At 65.9% G+C, this 16,773-nt stretch carries 14 protein-coding genes and 1 tRNA gene; 8 read left to right on the forward strand and 7 right to left on the reverse strand.

What is annotated here, in order from left to right; genetic code table 11:
- Nucleotides 1–7: 7 nt before the first annotated feature.
- Together parC and ABUE11_RS13060 are read right to left on the reverse strand one after the other, a co-directional pair.
- On the reverse strand, nt 8–2,359 hold the full coding sequence (gene parC, locus ABUE11_RS13055; protein ID WP_367065687.1) for a DNA topoisomerase IV subunit A: 2,352 nt from the start codon (nt 2,357–2,359) through the stop codon (nt 8–10).
- A 233-nt stretch (nt 2,360–2,592) separates the two neighbouring features.
- Entirely contained in the window at nt 2,593–5,028 is a 2,436-nt protein-coding gene (locus ABUE11_RS13060) for a UvrD-helicase domain-containing protein (protein WP_367065688.1), read from the reverse strand.
- A 204-nt stretch (nt 5,029–5,232) separates the two neighbouring features.
- Between ABUE11_RS13060 and ABUE11_RS13065 the strand changes: the two genes are divergently transcribed.
- Together ABUE11_RS13065 and ABUE11_RS13070 are read left to right on the forward strand one after the other, a co-directional pair.
- Nucleotides 5,233–6,210 (forward strand): GMP reductase, encoded by a 978-nt coding sequence (locus ABUE11_RS13065; protein ID WP_367065690.1) that lies wholly within the window; start codon nt 5,233–5,235, stop codon nt 6,208–6,210.
- Nucleotides 6,211–6,293: 83 nt separating this feature from the next.
- A tRNA-Lys gene (locus ABUE11_RS13070) sits at nt 6,294–6,369 on the forward strand.
- A gap of 166 nt (nt 6,370–6,535) precedes the next feature.
- Here ABUE11_RS13070 and lgt read toward each other — a convergent pair.
- Complete coding sequence (lgt, locus tag ABUE11_RS13075) at nt 6,536–7,345, reverse strand: prolipoprotein diacylglyceryl transferase (RefSeq protein WP_367065692.1); 810 nt, start codon at nt 7,343–7,345, stop codon at nt 6,536–6,538.
- A 97-nt stretch (nt 7,346–7,442) separates the two neighbouring features.
- On the opposite strand from lgt, the gene bfr reads away from it, so the two are divergent.
- The 3 genes from bfr (at nt 7,443) to ABUE11_RS13090 (ending at nt 9,198) form a co-directional block, all read left to right on the forward strand.
- Entirely contained in the window at nt 7,443–7,922 is a 480-nt protein-coding gene (gene bfr / locus ABUE11_RS13080; protein WP_367065693.1) for a bacterioferritin, read from the forward strand.
- 110 nt (nt 7,923–8,032) lie between these two features.
- Nucleotides 8,033–8,796, forward strand: a protein-coding gene (locus ABUE11_RS13085) for an IS5 family transposase (RefSeq protein WP_367065164.1) whose coding sequence is annotated in 2 segments (ribosomal slippage) — nt 8,033–8,348 and nt 8,348–8,796 — 765 coding nt in all. Because the reading frame shifts where the segments join, the coding sequence is not laid out codon by codon here.
- Between the two features lie 111 nt (nt 8,797–8,907).
- On the forward strand, nt 8,908–9,198 hold the full coding sequence (locus tag ABUE11_RS13090; RefSeq protein ID WP_367065695.1) for a hypothetical protein: 291 nt from the start codon (nt 8,908–8,910) through the stop codon (nt 9,196–9,198).
- Nucleotide 9,199: 1 nt separating this feature from the next.
- Here the strand turns inward: ABUE11_RS13090 and ABUE11_RS13095 are convergent, their stop codons facing one another.
- Entirely contained in the window at nt 9,200–9,622 is a 423-nt protein-coding gene (locus ABUE11_RS13095) for a PaaI family thioesterase (RefSeq protein WP_367065696.1), read from the reverse strand.
- A gap of 142 nt (nt 9,623–9,764) precedes the next feature.
- Nucleotides 9,765–11,624, reverse strand: coding sequence for a dihydroxy-acid dehydratase (gene ilvD / locus ABUE11_RS13100; RefSeq protein WP_367065697.1), 1,860 nt, complete (start codon nt 11,622–11,624; stop codon nt 9,765–9,767).
- Nucleotides 11,625–11,868: 244 nt separating this feature from the next.
- Between ilvD (ABUE11_RS13100) and ilvD (ABUE11_RS13105) the strand changes: the two genes are divergently transcribed.
- Nucleotides 11,869–13,581 carry a dihydroxy-acid dehydratase gene (gene ilvD, locus ABUE11_RS13105; protein ID WP_367065698.1) on the forward strand — a complete coding sequence of 571 codons (1,713 nt, stop codon included), beginning with the start codon at nt 11,869–11,871 and terminating at the stop codon, nt 13,579–13,581.
- A gap of 26 nt (nt 13,582–13,607) precedes the next feature.
- On the opposite strand, the gene ABUE11_RS13110 is transcribed toward ilvD (ABUE11_RS13105), so the two are convergent.
- Entirely contained in the window at nt 13,608–13,847 is a 240-nt protein-coding gene (locus ABUE11_RS13110) for a TIGR04438 family Trp-rich protein (RefSeq protein ID WP_367065699.1), read from the reverse strand.
- Nucleotides 13,848–13,954: 107 nt separating this feature from the next.
- On the opposite strand from ABUE11_RS13110, the gene ABUE11_RS13115 reads away from it, so the two are divergent.
- Nucleotides 13,955–14,257 (forward strand): c-type cytochrome, encoded by a 303-nt coding sequence (locus ABUE11_RS13115; RefSeq protein WP_367065700.1) that lies wholly within the window; start codon nt 13,955–13,957, stop codon nt 14,255–14,257.
- 7 nt (nt 14,258–14,264) lie between these two features.
- Nucleotides 14,265–14,435, forward strand: coding sequence for a hypothetical protein (locus tag ABUE11_RS13120; protein ID WP_367065702.1), 171 nt, complete (start codon nt 14,265–14,267; stop codon nt 14,433–14,435).
- 106 nt (nt 14,436–14,541) lie between these two features.
- Here the strand turns inward: ABUE11_RS13120 and acs are convergent, their stop codons facing one another.
- Complete coding sequence (gene acs, locus ABUE11_RS13125) at nt 14,542–16,536, reverse strand: acetate--CoA ligase (protein ID WP_367065703.1); 1,995 nt, start codon at nt 16,534–16,536, stop codon at nt 14,542–14,544.
- Nucleotides 16,537–16,773: the final 237 nt, after the last annotated feature.

Genomic DNA, 16,773 nt, shown 5'->3' on the forward strand with positions numbered 1-16,773 from the left:
CCCGTCCTCACTCCACGCGCAGCACGGCCTGCGGCTTGAAGCCCAGGTCCGCGGCCTTGCCCTTGCGGCCGCGAGCGCCACGCGCGTTGTTCAGGCTGCGGATCTCGAGCTGTTCCTCGCGCTCCTTGCCGCCGCGGCCCAGGCCGGTGATGCGCACGCTGCGCGTGTAGGCCGCGGCGCCGGCCAGGCTGTCCTTGTCCTCGAGCGCGATGAGCATCAGGCCGCGGCCGCCGTTGGCCATGGTCTTGAGCTCGCCGATGTCAAAGGTCAGGATGCGCCCGCCCACCGATGCGCAGCAGACATGGGTGGCGTCGGCCAGCGGCGCGGCGGCGCTCGTGCCCGCCACATGCGAGGGCGCGCACAGGCTCTCGCCCTCGCCCAGCGTCACAAAGGCCTTGCCGCCCTTGTTGCGCGAGACCATGTGCTCGACCTGCGCGAGAAAACCGTAACCGCCCGACCCCGCCAGCAGCAGCGTGGCCGGCAAAGGCCCGGCGAAGTAGTGGCGCACCTGGGTGCCGGCCTCCAGATCGATGAGCGTGGTGATGGGCTGGCCGTCGCCTCTGCCGCCCGGCAGCTGCGCCACGGGCACGGAGTACAGGCGCCCGTTGCTGCCGAAGACGATGAGCTGGTCCACCGTGCGGCATTCAAAGGTGGCGTACAGGCCGTCCCCGGCCTTGAAGGCGAAGGCCGCGGCCTCGTGTCCATGACCCTGGCGCGTGCGCACCCAGCCCTTTTGCGACACGACGACGGTGGTCGGCTCGTCCACCACGCGCACCTCGGCCACGGCCTTTTTCTCGGCCTGGATCAGCGTGCGGCGCGCGTCGGCGAACTGCTTGGCGTCGGCCTCGATTTCCTTGACCATCAGGCGGCGCAGCGAGGCCGGGTTGGCCAGCACATCCTCGAGCTGACCCTGCTCCTTGCGCAGCTCCGAGAGCTCCTGCTCGATCCGAAAAGCTTCCAGCCGTGCGAGCTGGCGCAGGCGGATTTCCAGAATGTCCTCGGCCTGGCGCTCCGACAAATTGAAGCGCGCGATCAGCGCCGCCTTGGGCTCGTCGGCCGCGCGGATGATGGCGATCACCTCGTCGATGTTGAGCAGCACGAGCTGGCGCCCCTCGAGGATGTGAATGCGGTCGAGCACCTTGGAGAGGCGATGCTGGCTGCGCCGCGTGATGGTCTGCTGGCGGAAGGCGATCCACTCGACCAGCATCTGGCGCAGGCTTTTCTGTACCGGCTTGCCGTCTATGCCCACCATCGTCAGGTTGATGGGGGCCGAGGTCTCGAGGCTGGTGTGCGCGAGCAGGGCCGTGGTCAGGTCCTGCTGCGGCACGCGGCCCGTCTTGGGCTCGAACACCAGGCGCACGGGCGCGTCCTTGCTCGATTCGTCGCGCACGCCGTCGAGCAGCGCCAGCATGGCGGCCTTGAGCTGGGTCTGCTCCTGGGTAAGCGCCTTCTTGCCGGTCTTGATCTTGGGGTTGGTGATGTCCTCGATCTCCTCGAGCACCTTTTGCGCCGACACGCCGGGCGGCAGCTCGGTCACCACGAGCTGCCACTGGCCGCGCGCCAGGTCCTCGATCTTCCAGCGCGCGCGCACCTTGAGACTGCCGCGCCCGCTGCGGTAGGCGTCCTGAATGTCGCTGCTCGCGCTGATGATCTGGCCGCCGCCGGGATAGTCGGGGCCGGGGATCAGCGTGAACAGCTCGTCGTCGGGCAACTGCGGGTTCTTCACGAGCGCCACACAGGCGTCGGCCACCTCGCGCAGGTTGTGGCTCGGGATCTCGGTCGCCAGGCCCACGGCGATGCCGCTCGCACCGTTCAAGAGCGCAAACGGCAGGCGCGCGGGCAGCTGGCGCGGCTCCTCCGTGCTGCCGTCGTAGTTGGGCTGGAAGTCCACCGTGCCCATGTCGATCTCGCCGAGCAGCAGGCTGGTGATCTTCGCCAGCCGCGCCTCGGTGTAGCGCATGGCCGCGGCGCCGTCGCCGTCGCGCGAGCCGAAGTTGCCCTGGCCGTCGATCAGCGGATAGCGCTGGTTGAAGTCCTGCGCCAGGCGCACCAGCGCGTCATAGGCCGACTGGTCGCCATGCGGGTGAAAGCGCCCCAGCACATCGCCCACCACGCGCGCGCTTTTCACGGGCTTGGCAGGGGTGTTGCCGCCCGGGCCGCCATAGCCCAGGCCCATTTGCTGCATGGCGTAGAGGATGCGCCGCTGCACGGGCTTCATGCCATCGCACACATCGGGCAGTGCGCGGCCCTTGACGACGGACAGCGCATATTCCAGGTAGGCACGCTGGGCATAGTCGCCCAGCGGCAGGCTGTCGCCGGCATCGGCCGGCGGCAGGTCGAGAGTGGTGGGATCGGACATTGTCAGTAGTGGTTTTGATGAAAGTGGGCTCTAGCGCTTGTACAGAAAGCGCGAGCAGCTATTGTTTTTGATATTCAACTGCAGGGGCATGGTGTTGCCGTGGCGGCATGGTGCGGGCCTTGCCGTTGTGGATCCCCGCTTGCGCGGGGATGACGGGAGGTGGGGTATGCCACTACCCTCCGCCGTCATTCCCGCGCAAGCGGGAATCCATCCCCCGGCCCCGCGCGGAACGCTCACTCGACCACCGTGAGCTTGGCCACGGACAGCGCCAGCCACTTGCTGCCATGGCGCGGGAAGTGCACCTGGGCGCGCGCGTCGTCGCCCGCGCCCTCGATGGCCAGCACCTTGCCCTCGCCGAACTTGGTGTGGAACACGACCAGCCCCACGCGCAGGCCATGGCCGGGCGCCTGCTTGCGCGGCGGCACGGGCGGGCTGGCAAAGCTCTCCGTCTTGAAGCCAAATTGGCCCCTGGCGCCCGCCCCATAAGCGCCAGAAGCTCTTGAATCAGGAGCAAACGAGCCAAAGCCCTGCTGGCGCGGCGTGAGCCATTTGAGCGCGCCCTCGGGCAGCTCGTCGAAGAAGCGGCTTCTGACGTTGTAGCGCGTCTGGCCATGCAGCAGCCGGGTCTGGGCGTGGCTCAGGTACAGGCGCTTTCGGGCGCGCGTGATGGCCACGTACATCAGGCGGCGCTCCTCCTCCAGCCCGCCCTGGTCGCTCATGGCGTTCTCGTGCGGGAACAGGCCTTCTTCCAGCCCGCCGATGAACACGCAGTCGAACTCCAGGCCCTTGCTGGCGTGCACGGTCATGAGCTGCACGGCGTCCTGCCCGGCCTGGGCCTGGTTGTCGCCGGCCTCGAGCGCGGCGTGCGTCAGAAAGGCGGCCAGCGGCGACAGGGTCTCGCCCGTGTCCGCGTCCACCATGGGCTGCTGCAACAGCGGCTGGCTCGCATCCAGCCCCTGGCTCGCCGGGCTTTGCGTGAGCGGCGCGCCGGTTTCGTCGATGGGCAGGGCCACGGCGTCCTTGCCAAAGCCCTCCTGGGTGACAAAGCTCTCGGCCGCGCTGATGAGCTCGTCGAGGTTCTCGAGTCGGTCCGCGCCCTCCTTCTCGTTGCGGTAATGCTCGAGCAGGCCGCTTGATTCCAGCGTCTGGCCGATGATGCTGCGCAGGTTCTGCCCCTGGGTCTGCTCGCGCAGCACGTCGATCATGGCCACGAAGCCACCCAGGTTGGCGCCCGCCTTGCCGGCCACGGCGCTCACGGCGTCGTGCAGCGAGCAGCCCGCGGCGCGCGCCGCGTCCTGCAGCTGCTCGAGCGTGCGCGCGCCTATGCCGCGCGCGGGGAAGTTGACCACGCGCATGAAGCTGGTGTCGTCGTGCGGGTTCTCCAGCAGGCGCAGATAGGCCAGCGCATGCTTGATCTCGGCGCGCTCGAAGAAGCGCAGGCCGCCATACACGCGATACGGCAGGCCGGCGTTGAACAGCGTGGATTCGATGACCCGGCTTTGCGCGTTGCTGCGGTAGAGCACGGCGATCTCGCTGCGCGCGAGCTGTTCGTCACGCAGGAGCTGCTTGATTTCGTCCACCATCCATTGCGCCTCGGCGATGTCGCTGCTGGCCTCGTAGATGCGCACCGGCTCGCCCGGCCCCTGCGTGGTGCGCAGGTTCTTGCCCAGACGCCGGCTGTTGTGACTGATGAGCGCGTTGGCCGAGTCGAGGATGTTGCTGTAGCTGCGGTAGTTCTGCTCGAGCTTGATCTGCCGCTCGACGCCAAACTCGCGCACGAAGTCCTGCATGTTGCCCACGCGCGCGCCGCGAAAGGCGTAGATGCTCTGGTCATCGTCGCCCACGGCGATCACGCTGCCCTGGGTGACGAGGCGGCCATCGACCACATCGCCCGCGAGCTGCTTGAGCCAGGCGTACTGCAGCCGGTTGGTGTCCTGGAACTCGTCCACGAGGATGTGGGCAAAGCGCCGCTGGTAATGCGCGCGCACGGCATCGTTGTCGCGCAGCAGCTCGAAGCTGCGCAGCATCAGCTCGCCAAAGTCCACCACGCCCTCGCGCTGGCATTGCTCCTCGTAGAGTTGGTACAGCTCCACCTTCTTGCGCGCGTCGGCATCGTGCGCGGGCACGTCGCGCGGGCGCATGCCCTCCTCCTTGCAGCCGCTGATGAACCAGGCCAGCTGCTTCGGCGGGAAGCGCTCCTCGTCCACGTTGAACTGCTTGCACAGCCGCTTGACGGCCGAGAGCTGGTCCTGCGTGTCCAGAATCTGAAAGGTCTGCGGCAGGCCGACGAGCCTGTGGTGCGCGCGCAAGAGGCGGTTGCACAGGCCGTGAAAGGTGCCTATCCACATGCCGCGCACGTTGATGGGCAGCATGGCCGACAGGCGCGCCACCATCTCCTTGGCCGCCTTGTTGGTGAAGGTGACGGCCAGAATGCCGCCGGGCGTGGCGTGGCCGTGCTGCAGCAGCCAGGCAATGCGCGTGGTGAGCACGCGCGTCTTGCCCGAGCCGGCACCCGCCAGGATCAGCGCATGGCCCGCGGGCAGGGTGACGGCGGCGAGCTGCTCGGGGTTGAGGCCTTGCAGCAGGGGCGAGGCACCAGCGCCGGCACCAGCGCCGGCACCAGCGCCAAACGGCGCCGACGCGCCGTGAGTAGGTTCATATGAGGGCATGGCCCGATTGTAGAAACCCACCACCATCCCCATGCCATCCCGGCGCTGCCCATAGTCAGTACATCAGTACAATCAAGCACCGGGCCCAAGTTTCTTGCGCCCGGTTTTTTTGTGCCCATGCGGCCGGCAGAACCGGAGCCCAAGCCAAGCGCCCATCGCCCGCGAAATCCCTTGCGGGCGACCTCTACAGGAGCTTGGAACCTCATGGAAATCTTCGATTACGACAACATCCTGCTGCTGCCGCGCAAGTGCCGCGTGCAAAGCCGCTCGGAATGCGACACCAGCGTGGAGCTCGGCGGCAGGCGCTTCAAGCTGCCCGTGGTGCCGGCCAACATGAAGACCGTGGTGGACGAGAAGATCTGCGCCTGGCTGGCCCAGAACGGCTACTTCTACGTCATGCACCGCTTCGACCTGGACAACGTGCAGTTCGTGCGCGACATGCGCGCCAAGGGGTGCTTTGCCTCGATCTCGCTGGGCATCAAGCAGGCCGACTACGCCACCGTGGACCGCCTCAAGGCCGAGGGCCTGACGCCCGAGTTCATCACCATCGACATCGCCCACGGCCATTCCGACAGCGTGCGCGACATGATCGGCTACCTCAAGCAACACCTGCCTCAGGCCTTCGTGATCGCCGGCAACGTGGCCACGCCCGAGGCCGTGATCGACCTGGAGAACTGGGGCGCCGACGCCACCAAGGTCGGCGTGGGCCCGGGCAAGGTCTGCATCACCAAGCTCAAGACCGGCTTTGGCACGGGCGGCTGGCAGCTGTCGGCCATGAAGTGGTGCGCACGCGTGGCCACCAAGCCCATCATTGCCGACGGCGGCATCCGCAGCCACGGCGACATCGCCAAGAGCATCCGCTTCGGCGCCACCATGGTCATGATTGGCTCGCTGTTCGCGGGCCATGAGGAGTCGCCCGGCAAGACCGTCGAGGTTGATGGCGAACTGTTCAAGGAGTACTACGGCTCGGCCAGCGACTTCAACAAGGGCGAGTACAAGCATGTCGAGGGCAAGCGCATCCTCGAGCCCATCAAGGGCAAGCTGGCCGACACCCTCATCGAGATGGAGCAGGACGTGCAGAGCTCCATCAGCTACGCCGGCGGCCGAAAGCTCATGGACATCCGCAAGGTCAACTATGTGATCCTGGGCGGCGACAACGCGGGCGAGCATCTTTTGATGTGAATTTTTCTGGTTTTTTCCGAAAGCGGCAAAAAACTAGTGCATAATTCATGGCTGTGCTGCAGTGCAGCGCAACTCGAAAGAGAGGGCTCTTAGCTCAGTTGGTAGAGCAGCGGACTCTTAATCCGTTGGTCGAAGGTTCGAATCCTTCAGGGCCCACCAAGCTATACAAGGAAAGCGCACTATCGAAACGGTAGTGCGCTTTTTTCTTGGCAACCATCTGGCGACAGTCTTGGGCCTGGTGGCGAATGGATGGCCCTATGCCCACTCTTCGCAGGTGGGTTTGGAGGCGGGTTTGGTGCCCGCGCTCAGGCGGGCCCGTCACGGCCTACCCAGCCCTCTTCTGTGCCCAGAGCCACAGCCCTACGCCGGCCAGCACCATGGGCACGCACAGCCACTGCCCCATGCTCATGCCCAGCGACAACAGGCCCAGAAAGCTGTCGGGCTCGCGGAAATACTCGGCCGCAAAGCGCAGCACGCCATAGCCGACGAGAAAGGCCGCAGCCACCTCGCCGCGCTTGCGCGGGCGCCGCGCGTACAGCCACAGCAGCACGAACAGCAGCAGGCCTTCGAGCAGGAACTGGTAGATCTGCGAAGGGTGGCGCGGCAGCATGCTGCCGCTCTGCGGGAACACCATGCCCCAGGGCAGATCCTGCGGCGCAAAGCGCCCCCAGAGTTCGCCGTTGATGAAGTTGCCTATGCGCCCGGCCGCCAGCCCCGTGGGCACACAGGGTGCGACGAAGTCCGCCACCTGCAGCCAGGGCCTGCGGCGCGAATGCGCAAACCACAGCATCGCGCCGATCACGCCCAGCAGTCCGCCGTGAAAGCTCATGCCGCCCTGCCAGACGTAGAAGACCTCCAGTGGGTGAGCGAGGTAGTAGCCCGGCTTGTAGAACAGGCAGTAGCCCAGGCGCCCCCCCACGACCACGCCGACCACGCCGAGAAACAGAATGTCCTCCACGTCCTTGCGGGACCAGGCCTGCTCGCCCTTGAGCGAGGCATAGGGTTCGTGGTGCAGGCGGCGCAGCCCAAGGAACATGAACAGCGCAAAGCCGGCCAGATAGGTCAGTCCATACCAGTGGACGGCCACGGGTCCGATCTGCAGCGCCACGGGATCGATATGCGGGTACATCAGCATGGCGCGAATTGTGCCGCAGGTGTATGGACGCCGAATTTGAACCAACGCGCAATGCGCGCGATACTCCACGGATTCCCACTCCTACAAGACCACGATCATGCAAGGCCATCCCGACGTCATCGCCTGCCTCACAGACCTGCTGCGGGGCGAACTGGCCGCGCGCGACCAGTACTTCATCCATTCGCGTCAATACGAGGACCAGGGCTTCGTGCGCCTGTACGAACGCCTGGACCACGAGATGCAGGAAGAGACGCAGCATGCCGACGCCATCCTGCGCCGCATCCTGCTGCTCGAGGGCAAACCGGACATGCGCCCGCACGCCTTCACACCGGGCGACACGGTGCAGGAGATGCTGCGCAAGGACCTGGACACCGAATACTCCGTGCGCAAGCACCTGATGGACGCCATCGCCCTGTGCGAGACGCACCGCGACTACGTGAGCCGCGACCTGCTGCTGGCCCAGTTGCGCGACACCGAGGAAGACCACGCCTACTGGCTGGAGAAGCAGATCGGCCTGATCGACAAGATGGGCCTGCAGAATTACCTGCAAAGCCAGGCCGACGGCGTGGCCGACTGAATCCGCAGGGGCCTGCAGCGCCGGGACCGGTCCATGAACGTCCTGAAGGCGGGACTATGGCGTGTTAACACTAATTGTTTTTGCGCCCGCCATGGCACAGACTGGCAGCCATGGAGATAACGCCAGAACAATTCGCCAAGATCGAGCACTGCCTTCCCACGCAGCGAGGAAACGTCAGCCTGAGCAACTTGCAGGTCGTCAACGCCATCCTCTACGTAGCCGAGCATGGCTGCAAGTGGCGTGGACTGCCCAAGCGCTTCGGTAACTGGCACACGATCTACACGCGCATGAACCGCTGGACCAAGGCTGGGGTCCTCGACAGAATGTTCGAGGAACTGCAGAAGGCTCAGGTTGTGCGCATCAAGATCGAGGCGGTGTCACTGGACTCCACAAGCATCAAGGTGCACCCAGACGGCACGGGCGCGCTAAAAAAAACGGCCCCCAATCCATCGGCAAGTCTCGAGGTGGATGGACAACCAAGATTCATATGGTTGCCGCGGATGCTCGAACGGCCATAACGTTCTCACTGTCGCCGGGCCAGGCCGGCGATGCCCCACAAGGGCGCGAACTGCTCGCCAGCCTGGGCGCCCCGAACCGGCCGCTGCACCTGCTCATGGACAAGGCCTACGAGGGCAACGAGACGCGCCAGTTGGCGCTCGATTTGGGCTACATCCCCGTCGTGCCACCGCTGCGTACCCGCGTCGAGCCTTGGGAGTACGACCGCGAGATGTACAAGCGCCGCAACGAGGTTGAGCGTCTATTCCGCCGCCTCAAGGGCTTCCGGCGCATCTTCACGCGGTTCGAGAAACTCGACATCATGTTCCTCGGCTTCATCAGCTTTGTACTCGTCGCTGATGGGCTTCGGATGTGTTAACAGGCCCTAGTCTATTTCCTGTGGGTTTTCGGCGCGGGCTTTGCGCTGGCGCTGGTGCGGGTGCCGTTTCTGGTGCCGCGCTGGGGTGCACGCACCGCCGAGCTGATCGAAATGCCCGTGATGCTCGCCGTGATTGCCTGGGCGTCCTGGCGCCTGGCGCGACGTCATGCGGGACTGGGCCGGCCGGCGCGCCTGCTCGCCGGCGGCATCGCGCTCGCGCTGCTCATCGTCGCTGAACTGCTGGTAGCCCATGCGCAGGGACTGCGCTCCTGGGCCGAGCTCATCGCATCGCGCGACCCCGTCTCGGGCGGGGTCTACCTGGCGTCGCTGCTGGTCTTTGCGCTCGCGCCCGCCTGCTGGCGCAGCCCGGCCGGGCGCGACATGGCTGCCGGCAGCCCGTAGGCTAGCCCGGCACGCAGACCATGGTGGCCTGCATCAGCGCCACGACCTTGTAGTCCGGTCCAGCGCCCGCGTAGGCCCGCACCTCGCCCGAGCACACGGTGAGCATGCGCCCCGCGTTCTCCACGCGACCCACGGCCAGAAAGCGCTCGCCGATGGCGGGTCGCATGAAGTTGGTCTTGAACTCCGCCGTGACCACTTCGGTGCCCGGTGGCGAGCGGGTCAGCGCCGCATAGCCGCAGGCGTTGTCCACGATGCTCGTGATGGCACCGGCGTGCACAAAACCCTGCTGCTGCGTGAGGTGGCTGGAGAACGGCAGCTCGATATGCACCTCCCCTTCCTGCACCAGCACCAGGCGCGCGCCCAGCGTGGTCATCAGTCCCTGGGCGTTGAAGCTGGCGGCGATGCGGTCGTGCAGCGGGTTCATGGCATTCGGTGTTTGCTTCAATAACAAGAGCTGTCAGCGCCCGTTTCTCAATGTTTTCGTATTTAACCCATACTCAGAACATTGATACACAGGCGCCGGCAGCTCTCAAAACAGGAGTGACGCGAGCGCCACTCCGGGCACATCAGTCGAGCAGCGACAGGTCACGCACCGCACCCTTGTCGGCGCTGGTCACCAGCTTGGCGTAGGCCTTGAGCGCGGCCGACACCTTGCGCGGGCGCGGCTGGGCGGGCTTCCAGCCGACGGCGTCCTGCTCGGCGCGGCGGCGGGCCAGCACGTCGTCGCTGACCAGCACGTTGATGCTGCGGTTGGGAATGTCGATGCGGATGCGGTCGCCGTTTCGCACCAGGCCGATGGCGCCACCGGCCGCGGCCTCGGGCGAGCAATGGCCTATCGACAGGCCCGAGGTGCCTCCCGAGAAGCGCCCGTCGGTCAGGAGCGCACAGGCCTTGCCCAGACCCTTGCTCTTGATGTAGCTCGTCGGGTAGAGCATTTCCTGCATGCCGGGGCCGCCCTTGGGGCCTTCGTAGCGCACGATGACCACGTCGCCCGCCTTGACCTGGTCGCCCAGGATGTGCTCGACGGCCTCGTCCTGGCTCTCGACCACATGGGCCGGGCCCTCGAACACCAGAATGGATTCATCGACACCCGCGGTCTTGACGACGCAGCCGTCCTGCGCAATGTTGCCCGTCAGCACGGCCAGGCCGCCTTCCTTGCTGAAGGCATGGTCGTAGGAGCGGATGCAGCCCAGGGCGCGGTCCAGGTCCAGGCTGGGCCAGCGCGCGTTCTGGCTGAAGGCCACCTGCGTGGGCACGCCGCCGGGGCCGGCCTTGTAGAAGGTATGCACGGCCTCGTCGTCGGTGCGCGTCACATCCCACTGCGCCAGCGCCTCGCCCAGCGTGGGGGCGTGGATGGTGGGCACGTCGGTGTGCAGCTTGCCCGCACGCTCGAGCTCGCCCAGGATGGCGTAGATGCCGCCCGCGCGGTGCACGTCCTCGATGTGGTACTTGTCGGTGTTGGGCGCCACCTTGCACAGCTGCGGCACGCTGCGCGAGAGGCGGTCGATGTCCGCCATGGAGAAGGCGATCTCCGCCTCCTGGGCGATGGCCAGCAGGTGCAGGATGGTGTTGGTCGATCCGCCCATGGCGATATCGAGCGTCATGGCGTTCTCGAAGGCCTTGAAGCCCACCGAGCGCGGCAGGATACGCTCGTCGCCGCCCTCGTAGTACTGGCGCGCCAACTCCACGATGCGCCGGCCGGCGCGCCTGAACAGCTGCTCGCGGTCGGCATGCGTGGCCACCACCGTGCCGTTGCCGGGAAGGGACAGGCCGAGCGCCTCGGTCAGGCAGTTCATGGAGTTGGCAGTGAACATGCCCGAGCACGAGCCGCAGGTCGGGCAGGCGCTGCGCTCGACCTCCGCCACGTCGGCATCGCTGGCCTTGTCGTCGGCGGCCATGACCATGGCGTCAATCAGGTCGAGCTTCTTGGTGATGGTCACCGTCGCCTGGCCGGGCACGGCGAGCCTGGCCTTGCCGGCCTCCATCGGCCCGCCGGAGACGAAGATCACGGGGATATTGAGCCGCATCGCGGCCATGAGCATGCCGGGGGTGATCTTGTCGCAGTTGCTGATGCAGACCATGGCGTCGGCGCAGTGCGCGTTGACCATGTATTCCACGCTGTCGGCAATCACATCGCGGCTGGGCAGCGAGTACAGCATGCCGTCATGGCCCATGGCGATGCCGTCGTCCACGGCGATGGTGTTGAACTCCTTGGCCACGCCGCCGGCGGCCTCGATCTCGCGCGCGACCAGCTGGCCCAGGTCCTTCAGGTGCACATGGCCGGGCACGAACTGGGTGAAGGAGTTGACCACGGCAATGATGGGCTTGGAGAAGTCGGCGTCCTTCATGCCGGTGGCGCGCCACAGGGCGCGGGCACCGGCCATGTTGCGGCCATGGGTGGATGTCTTGGAACGGTATGCGGGCATCGTGGGTAGGTGAAAAATGGGCAAAGGGAATTCTGTGGCCCGTGCGCTTGGGGGCCGGTCCGCACCGCAGCACAGGGCCTCTTGGGCTTCTTGGGCCTGTTGGGCCGGTTTGCGGGCAAACCGTTTGATTATGTCGCAGCCCTGCAATCCTTACCCGCGCCGGGTGCGCCGGCGCCCGCACTGGACAGGCGGGACGCAGGCGCCCACACTTGGCCCCATCACCGCATTGCGCGAGGACTGCAGCATGACCGATTCCGCGCCCCTGAACCGCCGCTCGGCCCACATCACTCAGGGCAAGGCGCGCGCGCCCAACCGCTCCATGTATTACGGCATGGGCTACACCGAGGCAGACTTCGACAAGCCCATGGTCGGCGTGGCCAATGGCCACAGCACCATCACGCCCTGCAACAGCGGCCTGCAGAAGCTGGCCGATGCGGCCGTCGAGGGCATACGCGAGGCGGGTGGCAATGCCCAGACCTTTGGCACGCCCACGATCAGCGACGGCATGGCCATGGGCACCGAGGGCATGAAGTACAGCCTGGTGAGCCGCGAGGTCATCGCCGACTGTGTCGAGACCTGCGTGCAGGGCCAGTGGATGGACGGCTGCGTGGTCATAGGCGGCTGCGACAAGAACATGCCCGGCGGCATGATGGGCATGCTGCGTGCCAACGTGCCCAGCATCTATGTCTATGGCGGCACCATAGAGCCCGGCTGCCTGCATGGCTGCGACCTGAACATCGTGAGCGTGTTCGAGGCCGTAGGCGAGAACGCCGCGGGCAAGATCAGCGACAAGGAATTGAAGGATATCGAGCAGCACGCCATTCCCGGCACGGGTTCCTGCGGCGGCATGTACACGGCCAACACCATGTCCTCGGCCTTCGAGGCCCTGGGCATGAGCCTGCCCTACTCCTCCACCATGGCCAATCCGCACCAGGAAAAGGTCGATTCCGCGCGCGAGTCGGCCAGGGTGCTGATAGAGGCCATACGCCGCGACCTCAAGCCCCGCGACATCGTCACGCGCCAATCCATCGAGAACGCCGTGGCCGTCATCATGGCCGTGGGCGGCTCCACGAACGCCGTGCTGCACTTCCTGGCCATCGCCCACGCGGCGGGCGTCGAATGGTCCATCGACGATTTCGAGCGCATGCGCAAGAAGGTGCCGGTGTTCTGCGACCTCAAGCCCAGCGGCAAATACCTGGCCGTGGACCTGCACAGGGCCGGCGGCATTCCCCAGGTCATGAAGATGCTGCTGAACGCGGGCCTCTTGCACGGCGACTGCATGACCATCACCGGCAAAACTATTGCCGAGACCCTCAAGGACGTGCCCGACGAGCCGCGGGCCGACCAGGACGTGATCCGGCCCATCACCCAGCCGCTCTATGCGCAGGGGCACCTCGCCATCCTCAAGGGCAACCTGAGTCCCGAGGGTTCGGTGGCCAAGATCACCGGCCTCAAGAACCCGGTCATCACCGGGCCGGCGCGCGTGTTCGACGACGAGCAGTCGGCCCTGGCCGCCATCCTGTCGGGAAAGATCAAGCCCGGCGACGTGATGGTGCTGCGCTACCTCGGCCCCAAGGGAGGGCCCGGCATGCCCGAGATGTTGGCACCCACGAGCGCACTCATCGGCGAGGGCCTGGGCGAGAGCGTGGGCCTGATCACCGACGGGCGCTTTTCCGGCGGCACCTGGGGCATGGTCGTGGGCCATGTCGCGCCCGAGGCCTTTGTCGGCGGCACCATCGCCCTGGTGCACGAGGACGACAGCATCACCATAGACGCCCATCAGTTGCTGCTGCAGCTGAACGTGAGCGACGAGGAACTGGCGCGCCGCCGCGCCGGCTGGGCCCCGCCCGCGCCACGCTACACGCGCGGCGTGCAGGCCAAATTCGCCTTCAATGCGGCGAGCGCCAGCAAGGGAGCTGTGCTCGATCTGTTCGACCCACCGGGGAGCAAGGCTTGATGCGCAGACGGCAGCGGTGCGCTGGCTCAGCGCGTCCTGCGGCGCATGCCGAGCGCCTCCTTTTGCTTGTTGATGCGATCCTGCTTGCGCTGCTCCATTTTTTCCATGGCCTTGCGCTTGGTATAGCCCGTGGCATCGGCCCAGGCCCACCAGACCACGGCCCCGGCAAGCGGCGACAACACCCACCACCACGACCAGTTCGCCACCGGCCCTATCTCCAGGAATTTGAGCAAAATCAGCAAAACGCCCAAAAGCAACGCGTACATGATCAGTCCCCCCAGACCGTGCGAGCTTTTGTTTCAAGCCCGTCAACCGTGAACACTACAATCCCATTGAAGGTTTACTGTACTCCAACCCCAAGAGGAACCACGCGATGAAAAGCTCCCTGATCACCCTCGCAATGGCACTGTCCGTCGCAGCACCTGCGATGGCGGACGAGGCTCTGGCCAAGTCCAAGAACTGCATGGCCTGCCATGCCGTCGACAAGAAGCTCGTCGGTCCTGCCTACAAGGAAGTGGCCAAGAAATACGCCGGCAAGGGCGCCGAGGCCACGCTGGTCGAGCATGTGATGAAGGGCAGCAAGGGCATCTGGGGCCCGGTACCCATGCCCGCCAACGCACAGGTCAACGAGGCCGAGGCCAAGAAGCTCGTGGCCTGGATTCTGTCGCTCAAGTAATCCACCCTTGCCCCCTGCGCCCGCAGGGCGCAATCAAAAGAGCCGCCGCGCACCCTGCGCCGCGGCTTTTGTTTTGCGCAACCAAGCCATGAAAAAGCCGCCCGGCAAGGGCGGCTTGGTGAAGATGGCGCAGGCGCCTTGCGGCGCCATCCTGCATCAGTTGTTCTGCGCCAACTGATCCAGGATCGCGAGGTTTTGCCGGCACATCACATCGGCTGCACCGATATGAGTGCCGTCCCATCCGGCGTGCGCTGCGCGCAGGCGCCTTGCGGCGCCATCCTGCATCAGTTGTTCTGCGCCAACTGATCCAGGATCGCCGGATTTTCCAGGGTGCTGGTGTCCTGGGTGATGGCCTCGCCCTTGGCCAGCGAGCGCAGCAGGCGGCGCATGATCTTGCCGCTGCGGGTCTTGGGCAGGTTCTCGCCGAAGCGGATGTCCTTGGGCTTGGCAATGGGGCCGATCTCCTTGGCCACCCAGTCGCGCAGCTCCTTGGCGATGCGTGCTGCCTCATCGCCCGTGGGGCGCGGGCCCTTGAGCACCACGAAGGCGCAGATGGCCTCACCCGTCAGGTCGTCGGGGCGGCCGACCACGGCGGCCTCGGCCACCAGATCGGTCTTGGCGACCAGGGCAGACTCGATCTCCATCGTGCCCATGCGGTGGCCCGAGACGTTGAGCACGTCGTCGATACGACCCGTGACACGGAAGTACGCGGTCTTGGCATCGCGCACCGCGCCGTCGCCGGCCAGGTAGTAGCCCTTGAGCTCCTCGGGGAAGTAGCTCTTCTTGAAACGCTCGGGGTCGCCCCAGATGGTGCGGATCATGGACGGCCAGGGGCGCTTGATGACCAGGATGCCGCCCGAGCCATTGGGCACGTCGTTGCCCGTCTCGTCGACGATGGCGGCGGCAATGCCCGGCAGCGGCAGCGTGCACGAGCCCGGCACCAGCGGCGTGGCGCCAGGCAGCGGCGTGATGAGGTGGCCGCCGTTCTCCGTCTGCCACCAGGTGTCGACGATGGGGCAGCGCTCGCCGCCGACGTTTTTGTAGTACCACATCCAGGCTTCGGGGTTGATGGGCTCACCCACGCTGCCCAGGATGCGCAGGCTCGACAGATCGGACTGCTTGGGATGGACGGACTCGTCGGAGTCGGCGGCCTTGATGAGCGAGCGGATGGCCGTGGGCGCCGTGTAGAACACGCTGACCTTGTGGCGCTCGATCATCTTCCAGAAGCGATCGGCCTTGGGATAGGTGGGCACGCCCTCGAAGACCACCTCGGTGGCACCGGCGGCCAGCGGGCCGTAGGTGATGTAGGTGTGGCCCGTGACCCAGCCGATGTCGGCCGTGCACCAGAAGACGTCGCTGGGCTGGATGTCGAAGGTCCAGTCCATGGTGAGCTTGGCCCACAGCATGTAGCCGCCCGTGGAATGCTGCACACCCTTGGGCTTGCCCGTCGAGCCCGAGGTGTAGAGCACGAACAGCGGGTGCTCGGCGTTCACGGGCACCGGCGCGCATTCGGTGCTCTGGCCTTCGAGGGCCTCGGCAAACGAGATGTCGCGGCCGTCGACGCGGTTCCAGGCGGTGGGCGTGCGCTCGTACACCAGCACGGTCTTGACGCTCTCGCAGCCGCCCGAGGCAATGGCCTCGTCGACGATGGACTTGAGCGGCAGCTCCTTGCCGCCGCGCAGCTGGTAGTTGGCGGTGACCACGGCCACGGCGCCTGCATCCTGGATGCGCTCCTGCACGGCCTTGGCCGAGAAGCCACCGAAGACCACGCTGTGCGTGGCGCCGATGCGCGCGCAGGCCTGCATGGCCACGATGCCCTCTATGGTCATGGGCATGTAGATGAGCACACGGTCGCCCTTCTTCACGCCGCGCGCCTTGAGTGCGTTGGCAAACTGGCTCACGCGCGCGAGCAGTTCCTTGTAGGTGACCTTGGTGACCTCGCCGCCGTCGGCCTCGAAGATGATGGCGGTCTTGTTCTCGACCGGCGTGCCCATGTGCTTGTCCAGGCAGTTGGCGCTGGCGTTGAGCTCACCGTCGGCAAACCACTTGTAGAACGGGGCATTGGATTCGTCCAGGGTCTGCGTGAAGGGCTTGGTCCAGACCACGTTTTCGCGCGCCAGGCGCGCCCAGAAACCCTCGAAGTCCTTCTCGGCTTCGGCGCACAGGGCCTCATAGCCGGCCATGCCGGAGATACGTGCCGCCTTCACCAGGCTTTCGGCCGGGGGGAAGACGCGGTTCTCGACCAGAACGGACTCGATGGCGGAAGGGGATGCACTCATGTGGTTTGTCTCCATTGGCTTGAAAAATCCGGGCGTACTGTCGACTCTGCTACTTACAGGCCACTGACGCATCAGTGACAGACAGGAGCAATGCGCAAGGTGGCTTTTACACCGTTACACCGCCTACGCGCGTATAGCATGCTCGCAAAAACATATGTTTTGACCGAAATTACCTCACGTTCATATACTTTTTGCGTGTATCACCACCTGCCACGCAGGTTGTCCGCTCCTGTTTTG

The sequence above is a fragment of the Oryzisolibacter sp. LB2S genome, from assembly GCF_040732315.1.
In the GTDB taxonomy this organism is placed as follows: domain Bacteria; phylum Pseudomonadota; class Gammaproteobacteria; order Burkholderiales; family Burkholderiaceae_C; genus Alicycliphilus; species Alicycliphilus soli.